The sequence below is a fragment of the Limnohabitans sp. genome (assembly GCF_046052825.1).
Classification (GTDB): Bacteria; Pseudomonadota; Gammaproteobacteria; order Burkholderiales; family Burkholderiaceae_C; genus Limnohabitans.
Genome location: NZ_JAVLFP010000060.1, coordinates 58,024 through 70,752, shown reverse-complemented (window position 1 = coordinate 70,752; position 12,729 = coordinate 58,024). Strand labels below are relative to the sequence as shown.

Sequence of the window (12,729 nt, the reverse complement as noted above, 5' to 3'; positions counted from 1 at the left end):
GCCATGACATCGGCCATCTCCGCTCAAACCATCACCGGCCTCATCTTGGCCGGAGGACGCGGCAGCCGCATGGGCGGCGTGGACAAGGGCTTGCAAAACTTCAACGGCATGCCCCTCGCGTTGCACACGCTGATGCGCCTTGCCCCTCAAGTGGCCGAGGTCATGGTCAACGCCAACCGCAACCTGTCAGCCTACGAGTCCTTGGGCGTGTCCGTCTGGCCCGATGCCTCGGCCGACTTTGCCGGCCCCTTGTCGGGCTTTCTGGTGGGCTTGGAGCATTGCGAAACGCCTTACCTGCTGACCGTCCCTTGCGACAGCCCGCGCTTTCCGTTGGACTTGGCTCAGCGTTTGGGCGACGCATTGGCGGCGGACAACGCAGACATTGCCATGGCGGCAGCCCCCGAAACCAACGCACAAGACGAGGTCCAGGTCCGCACGCAACCGGTGTTTTGCCTGCTGCGGCGCGAGCTGCTGGAGAGCCTGGTGCGCTTCACCCACGGCGGCGGACGCAAGATCGATGCTTGGACCGCCCAGCACCACACCGTGGTGGTGCCCTTTGATGACCCCACCGACGACCGTCTGGCTTTTTGCAACGTCAACACCTTGCAGGAGTTGCAAGCGCTGGAAAACGCCGCCCCATGAAAAGCCTGGCCGACATTGCAGCCGCCTTGCAGGGTTACGACCCGCAAGCCCTGACCGTGTCACAGGTGGGCGACTTTTTGGCCCAGTTGACACAACCCTTGTCTGCGCACGAAGCACAAGACCTTCCCCTGTTTGACGCGCTGGGCCGGGTGCTGGCCCATGACGTGATCTCGCCCATCCATGTGCCGCCCCACAACAACTCGGCCATGGACGGTTTTGCATTCGATGGCAGCCAACTCACGCCCACCCAAGCCTTGCACCTGCGTGTGGTGGGCACCGCGCTGGCAGGCAAAGCCTGGCAAGGCCGCGTGCAAGCGGGCGAGTGCCTGAAGATCATGACCGGGGCCATCTTGCCCGAGGGCCTGGACACGGTGGCGCCGCAGGAGCTTTGCCAAGTCCACACCGAATCAGACGCCACCATCACCGTGCCTGCGGGCGTGTTTCAGCGCGGTGACAACCGTCGCTTGCAGGGCGAAGACCTGAGGCAAGGCCACGCGGCCTTGCATGCAGGGGCGCACCTGACGCCTGCAGCCCTGGGGCTGGTCGCTAGCTTAGGCACGCCCAAGGTGCGGGTACACCGCCGTTTGCGGGTGGCCTACTTCTCAACCGGCGATGAAATCTTGAGCTTGGGTGAAGCGCCCCGCGAAGGCGCGGTGTACGACAGCAACCGCTTCACGGTGTTTGGCCTGCTCACGCGCATGGGCTGCGAGGTGGTCGACCTCGGTGTGGTGCGCGACGACCCACTGTTGCTGGAAGCCGCTTTCTCTGAAGCCGCCGCTCAGGCCGACGCCATCATCACCAGTGGCGGCGTGAGCGTGGGTGAAGCAGACTTCACCAAGGCCATGATGAAGAAACTCGGCGACGTGGCGTTTTGGAAAATCGCCATGCGCCCAGGCCGCCCCATGGCCGTGGGGCGCTTGGGCAACTCGGTGTTGTTTGGCCTGCCTGGCAACCCGGTGGCCGTGATGGTGACCTTCTTGGCCTTTGTTCGCCCTGCCCTGCTGCGCATGATGGGCAGCACCGCCCCTATGCCCCCCCTGTTGCGCGCCAAAAGCCTGGAGGCCTTGCGCAAAAAACCAGGCCGCACCGAGTACCAGCGCGGCACGGTCAGCACCGCTGCGGACGGCAGCTTGCACGTGCGCACCACGGGCAATCAGGGCTCAGGCGTGCTCAGCTCGATGGTGCAAGGCAATGGCTTGATCGTGTTGCACCACGCGCAAGGCAACGTCGCTGTGGGCGACGAAGTGGATGTGATGGTGTTTGAAGGCGTGGTCTGACAAGACCGTCAAGAAACACCCGATGCCAGGCGGCACCGGGTGGCATGCATCAAGGCATCATCTCGGGCGCAATCTCCATCGGACCCGTGCCGCTGTAACGCTCCAGGTAAATGTAGATCACCGGCGTGATGTAGAGCGTGATCACCTGAGAGAACGCCAAGCCGCCGACCACCACAATGCCCAAGGGCATGCGCAACTCGGCACCAGCACCCAGCCCCAAGGCGATCGGCAAAGCGCCCATCATGGCAGCCAAAGTGGTCATGAGGATGGGGCGGAACCGGGTCAAGCATGCCGAGCGAATGGCGTCACGCGGCGACATCTGGTGCTGGCGCTGCGCCTCCAACGCGAAGTCGATCATCAAAATGGCGTTCTTCTTCACAATCCCGATCAGCAACAAAATGCCGATGGTGGCAATGATGGTCAGCTCCATGTTGAAGAGTCGCAAGAACACCAAAGCACCGATCGCGGCCGAAGGCAGGCCCGCCAAAATGGTCAGCGGGTGGATGTAGCTTTCGTACAAAACGCCCAACAGCACATAAATCACAAACACCGCACTCACCAGCAAGATGATTTGCCCCGCCTGTCCACTTTGGAACACCGCCGCATCACCCCCGTAGCTGGTGATGATGGTGGGCGGCAAATTGATGGCTTTGACGAAGTCGTCAATTTTTTGCGTCGCGTCACCCAACGGCACATCAGGTGCCAAGTTGAACGAGATGGTCACGGAAGGAATTTGCCCCTGGTGGTTCACTGCTGTTGGGCCAATGAAACGTTTGAAAGTGGCCAAGCTCGACAAAGGCACCAAGCGGTCGGTGGCACGACCCCGCAGGTAAATGTCGTTCAAGCCGTTTTCAAACTGGCGGCTTTCCTCGAGAGACTCCAAGATCACTTGGTAGGTATTGACCGGGGTGTAAATGGTGGAGATTTGCTTCTCCCCATACGATGAATACAAGGCGGTGCGGATGTCTGCCACCGACACCCCGGCACTGGCGGCTTTTTCGCGGTCAATGTCAATCAACACGTTCAGACCCTTGAGCTGAGAGTCGCTCGTCACGTCGCGGTAAATGGGGTCAGCCCGCATCTCGCGGATCAACTTCTCAGACCATTCATTCACACCGTCAAAGCCCACGCTTTGCAAAATGAACTGGTAACGGCTCTTGCTGACCTTGCCGCCCAATTGCAAGTTCTGAACAGGACGCATGTAAACATTCATGCCCGGCAGTGATCGAAACTTGCCACGCAAGCCTTCCAACACTTTTTGCATCGGGGCGCGTTCGCTCTTGGGCTTGAGGTTGACGAACATACGCCCGTTGTTGGGCAAGTTGCCGGTGTTGGCGCCCCCCCCCACAAACGACACCATGCTCAACACGTTGGGGTCGTTGCGCACCATCTCAGCAGCCTGGTCCTGCAACTTCAACATGGCTGAGAAAGAAATGTCTTCGGAAGCCTCGGTGGTGATCTGAATCTGGCCAATGTCTTCTTCTGGGAAAAAACCTTTCGGTACCCAGATGTACATGGCAATGGTGACGGCAAAGGTGCCAATGGCGACAGCCAAAACCCAGCGCTGGTGGGCCAAACATGCGTCTAGGCTGGACTCGTATTTGCGCAACACCCAATGGAACAATTGGTCGAACTTGACGGTGATCCAATAGTCCTTGGGCTCTTCGCCATGTTTGGGCAAGAACTTGCTGCACAGCATGGGCACCAGGGTCAAAGACACCACAGCCGAGACCAAAATAGAGAGCGACACCACGACAGCAAACTCGCGGAACAACAAGCCAATCGGGCCAGGCATGAAAAAGATGGGGATGAACACCGCCACCAAAGAAATCGAGATCGAGATGATGGTAAAGCCCACCTCTTTGCTGCCCTTGAGTGCGGCTTTGAGCGGGTGCATGCCCTGCTCCACATAGCGCATGATGTTCTCGAGCACCACGATCGAGTCGTCCACCACCAAGCCCACCGCCAAGGTGATGCCCAACAGCGACACGTTGTCCAAGCTGTAGCCCATCCAATACAAGATGAAAAATGCGCCAATCAGTGACACAGGCAAACTCAGCGCTGGGATCACCGTGGCCGCAGCATGCTTCAAGAACAAGAAGATCACCAACACCACCAAGCCCACCGTCAAGCCCAAGGTGTAGTTCACGTCGTGGATGGATTCGCGAATGGACGCTGAGCGGTCGTTGAGCAAGTTGATTTGGATCGAGCCCGGCATTTGCTTTTCAAACTTCGGGATCATGCGCCGGATGCCGTCCACCACCTTCACGGTGTTGGCACTGGGTTGGCGCAACACGGCAATGATGACCGAGCGCTCGCCCATGTAAGACCCACTGGTCTTGACCTGCTCATAGCTTTCGCTGACCACCGCCACATCCGACAAACGGATGGGTAAACCGTTGCGCTGGGCAATCATCAGGTTGGCAAATTCTTTGGCACGCACCAACTGGGGGTTGGCATAAATCGTCAGCGCTTGACGCGGGCCATCCAGCACGCCCACTGGTGCATTCGAATTGGCCTTGTTGACCGCTTGCGCCACATCGTCCATGGTCAAGTTGTTCATGGCCAACTTGGCAGGGTTGGCGCGCACGCGCACGGCGTAGCGCTTTTGTCCGTAGACCAACACCTGGGCCACGCCATCGATGGTGGACAAGTTGGGAGAAATCAGGTTTTCTGCGTAGTCGCTGACTTCAAACAAATCCATCGACGGTGAACTCAAGGACATCAACAACACCGGTGCATCGGCGGGGTTGACCTTGCGGTAGGACGGTGGAATCGTCATCTCAATGGGCAAGCGCCGCTGTGCACGCAGCAAAGCAGCTTGCACATCCACGGCAGCCTTGTCGATGTCGCGCTCGTTGTTGAACTCCAGCGTGATGACGGTGGAGCTCAAAAAGTTGGTTGAACTGATGACCGAGATGCCGTCGATGGTGGAGAACTCTTTCTCCAAGGGCAAGGCCACAGACGACGCCATGTTCTCAGGGCTGGCACCCAACAAGGTGGCCGACACCTGAATGACCGGGCTGTTGAAACTGGGCAATGCCGCCACGGGAATTTTGGTGTACGCAATGACACCTGCCACCACTGTCGCAATCGACAGCAGGATCGTCATCACCGGACGACGAATACAGAGTTCTGAAATCGTCATTTTTGGGCTTCGGCTTTCACGTCGGGTTTAGCGTCTGTCTTGGGCGCCGATGAGGCATCGGGTTTGGCCTCGGGTTTGGCCTCGGTCTTGGCCGCCGCTGCATCACGCACTTTGGCCTTGGGGCGCAGGTTTTGTTTTCCTTCGACCACCACTTTGTCACCCGCATTCAACCCTGTGATGACGGCAAATCCTTGGCCTTGCGTGAGCACCTTGATTGGTTTGAGTTCCACCGTGTTGTCGGCGCCCACCACGAAGACTTGCTCACCGCGTGTGTTGGCCACCACCGCTTGCGAGGGAATCACCAAGGCGTCTTTGATGTTGCCCGCTTTGAGTTGCACCCGCACGAATTGCCCTGGAATCAAAGCGTGGTCCGCATTGCTGGCTTCTGCCTTGACCTTGACGGCACCAATGGCTGCGTCCACCTGGTTGTCGATCACATAAACCTTGCCTTGTCGCTTCTGCCCACCTGTCGCCTCAAAAGACACCGTGGGTGCTTGGCCGGACTGCTGCATGGCAAACAATGGGCCCAAAGCACTTTCTGGCACCGTGAATTGCACATTGATCGGGTCGAGCTGGGTGATCGTCACCATGGCCCCCTGAGCCGTGGTCGCCGTGGCCGTGGTGATGGTTGAAACGGTGTTGCCGGGCTGCACCAATGCACCAGGGAACACGTTGATGATGCCAGCGCGCCCCGTGATGGGCGAGCGGATGGTGTCATAGCTCAAAGTGGCCTGGGCCGCATTGGCAGCGGCCAATAAAGACTGCGCATTGGCGCGCGCGGTATCCACCGAGCCCTGCGAAATAAAGTTTTGGCGCAACAACTCGATCGAGCGTTCGAGTTGACGCTGTGCGTCGTCAGAGGCGGCCTTGGCTTTTTCAAAGTTGGCGCGGTCAGCACGGTCATCGAGCGTGAACAAAATGTCGCCTGCTTTGACCCGCTGACCTTCCTTGATGTGCACCTTGGCCACCACATTGGTCACCTGCGGACGGACATCCACAACGTTCGATGCCACGGTGCTGCCGGTGGAGTCCACCAGAAGCGGGAAGTCTCGCTGCGCCACCTCAAAGGTCGTGACGGTTTGCACAGGCGCTTTGACCTCTGCTTTTTCAACCGGCCAAAAATACTTGGCAGCGCCACCGGCAAGTGCCAAAACAAGGAGTAACCAAAGCAGACGTTTCATGTGGGTGTTTGGAAAGGTAGGGTTGAGGGCAAACCAGGAAAAAAACAAGGCGCTGAGCGACTGTGGAAATGTAACAGTTAGCATGCAAATCACATCTGGGGAAGTCACCAGTTACGCCCTGGCACAGGGGCATATTCAGCCCGACTTCACAAATACTGTCACTTATTGGACAGCACCTGGTCAACCCCTCGGTTGGCCAAGCCATCGGCCCGCTCGTTGTCCACGTGCCCGGCATGGCCTTTGACCCAGTGCCAGCTGATGTGGTGAACGCCGTCATGCGCCAAAGCATCGAGTTGTTGCCATAAGTCTGCGTTTTTCACAGGCTGCTTGGCCGCGGTGCGCCAACCTCGGGCTTTCCAGCCATGGATCCATTCGGTGATGCCCTTGCGCACATATTCACTGTCCAAATACAAAGCCACCTGACACGGACGCTTGAGCGCACGCAAGGCCTCAATCACCGCAGTCAACTCCATGCGGTTGTTGGTGGTGGTGAGTTCACCGCCAAAAATCTCTTTCTCTTGGCCTGATGGCGAGCGCAACAAAGCACCCCAGCCACCCGGGCCAGGGTTGCCCTTGCAGGCGCCGTCGGTGTAAATCTCAATCTGGTTCATTCCATTCCTTTTGAAGCTGTTGTGACGGCACGGGCCTGTCTGGCAGCAGGCCGCTTCCAAGCCGGCCCCATCAAACGCATGCCGCGCACGCGCTTGATGGCGACCATGCAATACACCGCACCCAAAATCGGCCACCAGCGGGCTCCGGCTGTGTCCATCCACGCCATGCGCTGCAGCCAGCGCTCGGATCGAAAAGCGGGTCGGTAACACCCCAGTTGGTTTGAAGCGACTTCAAAACTCAACAGTTGCAACCAATCGCGCAAGCGCCATTGACCGATGGGTTGGCCCAGGTCCTGTGCATCATGGCGCCAGCGTGGCTTGATGCCCCACAAGCTGGTGGGGTTGAAACCCAAGATCACCAGACGCCCCTCGGGCACCAGCACACGCTCAACTTCACGCAAGGTGGCATGCGGGTCTGAACTCAACTCCAAGGTGTGTGGCAGCACCACCAAATCCAGGCTGCCATCGGCCAGTGGCAAGGCGTGCGATGCCGTCAACAGCAGGCCAGAACCCAGCGTGCTGGCCTGGGGCAGGCTGTTGCAGCCCAGCCAGCGATGAGGGATGCGGTTGTTTTGCAGGGCATTCAAGCTGGGCATGCCCAGCTGCAAGGCATGAAAGCCAAACACATCGGCCACCGCGCGATCGCACTGCATCTGCTCCCAGGCCAATGCGTATTGACCCGCAGGGGTCAGCAGCCAATCGTGCAAACTATCGGTTTTGAGAGGTTCTGGTGTCATGAAACTGATTTCGCTGCCCGCATTCGCCGACAACTACCTGTGGTTATGGCAACAAGATTCACTCGCCGTGGTGGTTGACCCGGGCGATGCTCAGCCCGTTTTAGAGGCACTGGCACGCGAAGGGCTCACGCTGGCGGCGATTCTAGTCACCCACCACCATGCCGACCACATCGGAGGCGTTGACGCACTGCGCCAAGCCACTGGTGCGCAGGTCTTTGGCCCCGCGCGTGAGGACATCCCCAACCCCTTCACGCCCGTGATGGATGCAGACCATCTTGAGCTGCTGGGGCACAAGGTCCAAGTGATCGATGTCCCAGGTCACACGGCGGGCCATGTGGCTTATTTTGTCGCCACGGCACCCGAGGGCCCGGTGCTGTTTTGCGGAGACACTTTGTTTTCAGCCGGCTGCGGTCGTGTGTTTGAAGGCACCCCCGCCCAAATGCTGGCTTCGCTAGACACCTTGGCCGCGCTGCCTGGCAACACCCGCATCTGCTGTGCCCACGAGTACACTCTCTCCAACCTGCGATTTGCCAGTGCCGTCGAACCGCACAACCGTGCGCTCCACACCTACACGACCCACTGCCAAGCACTGCGCGCACAGGGACGGCCCACCCTGCCGGCACTGCTGGCCACCGAACTGCAGATCAACCCGTTTTTACGGACCCGACACCCGGATGTGCGACACGCTGTTGCACACCATGCAGGGTTGGGCAACACCAACGCCACAGACGATGTGGCTGTGTTTGCCGCTCTGCGCCAATGGAAGAACGATTTCAAATGAAACTTGCACTCTTTGTTGTGAGCCTGGTTCTTGCGCTGCTCAGCGGCTGCGCCAATTTGCCCACCGACAAAGTCGACCTTCCCCCAGCATCGCCCACTGTCACGCCACTTGCACCGGGCTTGAGCCCTGTTGGCAAAGGCACGGCCTCCTCCCAAAGCGTGGCCCACTTGGCTCTGCCCAACGATTTGTGGGAGCGCATCCGCAAGGGCTACGCCATGCCCACCCTCGAGAGTGAACTGGTCCAAGACCGCACCCAGTGGTATGCCAGCAAACCCGATTACATCCAGCGCATGACGGAGCGCTCCAGCAAATACCTGTTTCACATCGTCGACGAGTTGGAGCGCCGAAAGATGCCCACCGAGTTGGCACTGCTGCCTTTCATTGAAAGTGCGTTCAACCCGCAAGCAGTCTCCAGCGCGCGCGCCAGCGGCATGTGGCAGTTCATGCCAGCCACTGGCAAAAGTTTCGACCTCAAACAAAATGCGTTTCGCGATGACCGACGCGATGTGCAAGCCTCTACCCGCGCTGCGCTGGACTACCTGCAGCGCCTCTATGGCATGTTTGGCGACTGGCATTTGGCGCTGGCCGCCTACAACTGGGGCGAAGGCAATGTGGGGAAGGCCATCGCGCGCAACCAACGCGCGGGCTTGCCCACCACCTACGCCGACTTGAGCATGCCCATGGAAACGCGCATGTACGTGCCCAAACTGATGGCCATGAAAAACATCGTGGGCCATCCACCCACCTTCAGCGTCACGCTGCCCCATATTCCGAACCACCCTTATTTTCAAAGCGTGCCCTTGCCGCGCGACATGGATGTCAGCGTGGCGGCCAAGTTGGCTGAAATTTCGGTCGACGACTTCAAAGCCCTCAACCCCTCGGCCCACCGCCCGGTGTTGTTGGCCGCAGGCATTCCCAGCATCTTGTTGCCCTGGGACAATGCCGAGGTGTTCCAACGCAATTACGAGTCGTCGGGCTTGGGTCGCATGGCCACATGGACCGCGTGGGTTGCACCCAGCACGTTGAAAGTGGCGGACGCAGCCAAGCGCGTGGGCATGAGCGAAAGTGACTTTCGCGCGCTCAACAACATCCCGCCCCGCATGTTGATCAAAGCGGGCTCAGCCCTGCTGGTCCCGCGGACAGCGCACACCGTGGACGATGTGACCGCAGGCTTGGCCGACAACGGACGTCTGGACCTTTCACCGGAACAAATGCTCAAACGCATCACCGTCAAAGCGGGCAAGCAAGACACGGTGGCCAGTGTGGCCAAGCGACACAACCTCAAAACCGAACAAGTCGCCGAATGGAACAAGGTGTCGGAGAGCGCCAGCTTCAAGACCGGCCAGCAGGTGGTGTTGTTTGTGGCGCCCAAATCGGGCAACGGCAAAGCGCCCTCAGCCACGCATCAAGACAAAACCAAGCTCGCCAAAAAGAAACCTTCCAACGACACCCGCTTGGCCAAAAAATAAGCTGACACGGGGCGACAAGCCCCGCAGTGGCACTCAAGCGTTGCGCCGGTCCACCAAGGCATGGGCAATCGTGCCCAAATCCACATACTCCAACTCACTGCCCACCGGCACACCACGTGCCAAGCGGGTGACTTGCACCCCACGGCGCTTCAAGGCCTCACCCAGCACATGCGCCGTTGCTTCGCCCTCGGCCGTGAAGTTGGTGGCCAAAATCACTTCTGTGACCACCCCATCACTGGCACGCTCCATCAGTTTTTGCAAGCCAATGTCTTTGGGGCCAATGCCGTCGAGTGGGCTGATGCGCCCCATCAACACAAAGTACAACCCTTTGTAGGCAGCTGTGCGCTCCACCGCCGATTGGTCAGCGGGGGTTTCGACCACACACAAACGCGTGGTGTCGCGTGACTCGTCCAAACAGGTCTCACACACCGCCTGGGTGGTGAAGGTGTAGCAACGCTCACAATGCCGGACCGCAGCGGCTGCCTGGTGCAGGGCTTGAGACAACAGCTCGGCCCCTTCGCGGTCGTGCTGCAACAGGTGGTAAGCCATGCGCGAGGCCGACTTGACGCCCACACCGGGCAAACGTCGCAAAGCCTGTATCAGGCCTTCCAGCACAGACAGGTCGGCCATTAAAACGGCATCTTCAAGCCAGGGGGCAGGCCTGCGGTGAGCTTGCTCATCTTGGCGTCGCTGGTTTCAGCGGCTTTACGCACCGCGTCATTGAAAGCCGCAGCCACCAAGTCTTCCAACATGTCTTTGTCGTCGGCCAGCAAGCTGGGGTCGATCGTCACGCGCTTGATGTCGTGTTTGCAGGTCATCAGCACCTTGACCAAGCCCGAGCCCGACTCACCCGTGACCTCGATGTGGGCCAATTCTTCCTGGGCCTTTTTGAGGTTGTCTTGCATGGCTTGGGCTTGCTTCATCAGGCCAGAGAGTTGTCCTTTGTTGAACATGTTTTTCCTTCAGATAGAACTTGAAAATCTCACACCGACTGGATGCTGCCAGGCACGATGCGTGCCCCATAGTCTCGCATCAAGCCCTGCACATACGGATCGTTGAGGATGATGGCTTCCGCGGCCAGCTGACGTTCAGCCGCAGCCACCGCATTGCGTTTGGCTGGACTGTCTTGCACACGTCCCACCTCCACGGTCAAGCGCACCGCATGACCGGCGCTGGCCAGTGCTTGCTGCAAGCGCTCGCGGCTGGTGGTGTTGTTGAGTGACTCACGCTCCACACGCAACATCCAAGTGTCGGTGTCACGCGCTACCAACTGCGACTGCAAGGCCAACTCACGCACCAAAGCATTGATGGTTTCGGCCGTGGCCATCTGCGTCACCAAACCGTGCCAAAACTCACCCTCTGGCGTCGCCACCACCTGGGGGACCTCAGGTGGTGATGCAGCACCTCGTTCGCTGGACAAACGCGATTCAGGCTGTTGCCGAACCGGCACCGCCACCCAGCCCGCATCGTCAGGGGGTGTCTGGGCGTCGGTCCTGCTTGGCGCTGACCCCACGGCGGGCACGTGCGCTGTGCGCTGGGGCAACTCGCGCACCGGCAGTTGCAAACCAGACGGTTGGGGGCTGGGGCTGGCAGCCGCAGCAGCCGTCGGCTTGGCATCCACAACAGGTGGCGCCGCAAGTGGCGTGGGTGGGGGTGTCAGTGCGACACGGCGTTCAACACGGGGTTCAATTGGAGTTTTTTTTTCAGCCGATGCTGCTGCACTTGGTTCGAGCGCGGGCTTGAAGGCCAACAGCCGCAACAACACCATGGTCATGGCGGCGTATTCATCGGGCGCCAAGCCCAACTCTTGGCGGCCGTGCAAACACAGGCTGTAGAGCAACTGGGTTTCGTCGGCGGGCATCAACTGGGCCAGCCGCGCCAAGTCTTGGGCCTCTGGATCGGCATCCGAACCGACCATGCTGGGGACCGCCTGACATACCGCCATGCGTTGCAGCACCAGGGTCATGTCTTCCAAGGTCGCGGCAGCGCTCAAGCCATGCACACGCAAGGCCTCTGTGGTGTCGACCACCGATTTGCCATCGCCCAAAGCCAAGGCCTCGATCAAACGAAACACATGCGTGCGGTCGGCGCTGCCCAGCATCTGGCGCACAGCCGCTTCTTGCAATTGGCCACCGCCGTAGGCAATGGCTTGGTCGGTCAGGCTCAGCGCGTCACGCATCGAACCGCGTGCGGCACGCGCGAGCAAACGCAAGGCTTGCGGCTCTGACGCGATCTGTTCTTGCGCCAGCACATGGCCCAAGTGCTCCAACACCGTCTCAGGGGCCATGGGCCTCAAGTTGAACTGCAAGCAGCGCGACAACACCGTGACCGGCACTTTTTGCGGATCGGTGGTGGCCAGCACAAACTTCAAATATTCAGGCGGCTCTTCCAAGGTTTTCAACATCGCGTTGAACGCGGTGTTGGTGAGCATGTGCACCTCGTCGATCATGAAGACCTTGAAGCGGCCTTGCACCGGCTTGTAAACCGCTTGCTCCAACAGGGACTGCACTTCGTCCACGCCACGGTTGGACGCGGCATCCAACTCGGTGTAATCCACAAAACGACCGGCATCGATGTCGGTACAGGCTTGGCAAACGCCACATGGCTCGGCCGTGATGCCACCGGTGCCTTCCACGCCTTGGCAGTTGAGCGACTTGGCCAACACGCGCGACACCGTGGTTTTGCCCACGCCACGGGTGCCCGTGAACAGGTAGGCATGGTGCAAACGCTGGGTGGTCAGGGCATTGGTCAGTGCCTGCACCACGTGCTCCTGCCCCACCATCTCGGTGAAGGTTCTGGGGCGGTACTTGCGGGCGAGCACGAGGTAAGACATAAGCGGGCGATTCTAAAGGGTGGCTCTGGTGCCTTGTGACTACAATGGTC

11 protein-coding genes are annotated in these 12,729 nt (G+C 59.6%); 4 read left to right on the top strand and 7 right to left on the bottom strand.

Translation table 11 applies throughout. The features are described from left to right. Positions 1-3: 3 nt before the first annotated feature. Positions 4-642, top strand: a complete 639-nt coding sequence (gene mobA / locus ACKWJN_RS10300; RefSeq protein WP_408596607.1) for a molybdenum cofactor guanylyltransferase MobA — start codon at positions 4-6, stop codon at positions 640-642. Continuing rightward, positions 639-1,919 carry a gephyrin-like molybdotransferase Glp gene (gene glp / locus ACKWJN_RS10295; RefSeq protein ID WP_408596605.1) on the top strand — a complete coding sequence of 427 codons (1,281 nt, stop codon included), beginning with the start codon at positions 639-641 and terminating at the stop codon, positions 1,917-1,919. Before mobA ends, glp begins: the two co-directional genes overlap by 4 nt. A 49-nt stretch (positions 1,920-1,968) precedes the next feature. Here glp and ACKWJN_RS10290 read toward each other — a convergent pair whose 3' ends face one another. From ACKWJN_RS10290 to ACKWJN_RS10275, 4 genes are all read right to left on the bottom strand, one after another. Next, complete coding sequence (locus tag ACKWJN_RS10290; protein WP_408596603.1) at positions 1,969-5,067, bottom strand: efflux RND transporter permease subunit; 3,099 nt, start codon at positions 5,065-5,067, stop codon at positions 1,969-1,971. Then, positions 5,064-6,248 (bottom strand): efflux RND transporter periplasmic adaptor subunit, encoded by a 1,185-nt coding sequence (locus ACKWJN_RS10285; RefSeq protein ID WP_408596601.1) that lies wholly within the window; start codon positions 6,246-6,248, stop codon positions 5,064-5,066. Before ACKWJN_RS10285 ends, ACKWJN_RS10290 begins: the two co-directional genes overlap by 4 nt. A 158-nt stretch (positions 6,249-6,406) precedes the next feature. Next, the gene (gene rnhA, locus ACKWJN_RS10280; protein ID WP_408596599.1) at positions 6,407-6,859 is read right to left on the bottom strand and encodes a ribonuclease HI; all 453 of its coding nucleotides are present in this window, start codon (positions 6,857-6,859) and stop codon (positions 6,407-6,409) included. Then, positions 6,856-7,596 (bottom strand): class I SAM-dependent methyltransferase, encoded by a 741-nt coding sequence (locus ACKWJN_RS10275; RefSeq protein ID WP_408596597.1) that lies wholly within the window; start codon positions 7,594-7,596, stop codon positions 6,856-6,858. Before ACKWJN_RS10275 ends, rnhA begins: the two co-directional genes overlap by 4 nt. Here ACKWJN_RS10275 and gloB point away from each other — a divergent pair. Together gloB and ACKWJN_RS10265 are read left to right on the top strand one after the other, a co-directional pair. Further along, entirely contained in the window at positions 7,595-8,377 is a 783-nt protein-coding gene (gloB, locus tag ACKWJN_RS10270; protein ID WP_408596595.1) for a hydroxyacylglutathione hydrolase, read from the top strand. The genes ACKWJN_RS10275 and gloB overlap by 2 nt on opposite strands. Then, complete coding sequence (locus tag ACKWJN_RS10265) at positions 8,374-9,846, top strand: transglycosylase SLT domain-containing protein (RefSeq protein WP_408596593.1); 1,473 nt, start codon at positions 8,374-8,376, stop codon at positions 9,844-9,846. The genes gloB and ACKWJN_RS10265 overlap by 4 nt, the downstream gene beginning before the upstream one ends. 33 nt (positions 9,847-9,879) lie before the next feature. On the opposite strand, the gene recR is transcribed toward ACKWJN_RS10265, so the two are convergent. From recR to dnaX, 3 genes are read right to left on the bottom strand one after another with little or no spacing between them, the layout of a single operon-like run. Next, on the bottom strand, positions 9,880-10,476 hold the full coding sequence (gene recR / locus ACKWJN_RS10260) for a recombination mediator RecR (RefSeq protein WP_408596591.1): 597 nt from the start codon (positions 10,474-10,476) through the stop codon (positions 9,880-9,882). After that, a complete protein-coding gene (locus ACKWJN_RS10255) occupies positions 10,476-10,799 on the bottom strand; it encodes a YbaB/EbfC family nucleoid-associated protein (RefSeq protein WP_100145958.1) in 324 nt (107 codons plus the stop codon). The genes recR and ACKWJN_RS10255 overlap by 1 nt, the downstream gene beginning before the upstream one ends. 29 nt (positions 10,800-10,828) lie before the next feature. Then, positions 10,829-12,679 carry a DNA polymerase III subunit gamma/tau gene (gene dnaX, locus ACKWJN_RS10250; protein WP_408596588.1) on the bottom strand — a complete coding sequence of 617 codons (1,851 nt, stop codon included), beginning with the start codon at positions 12,677-12,679 and terminating at the stop codon, positions 10,829-10,831. Positions 12,680-12,729: the final 50 nt, after the last annotated feature.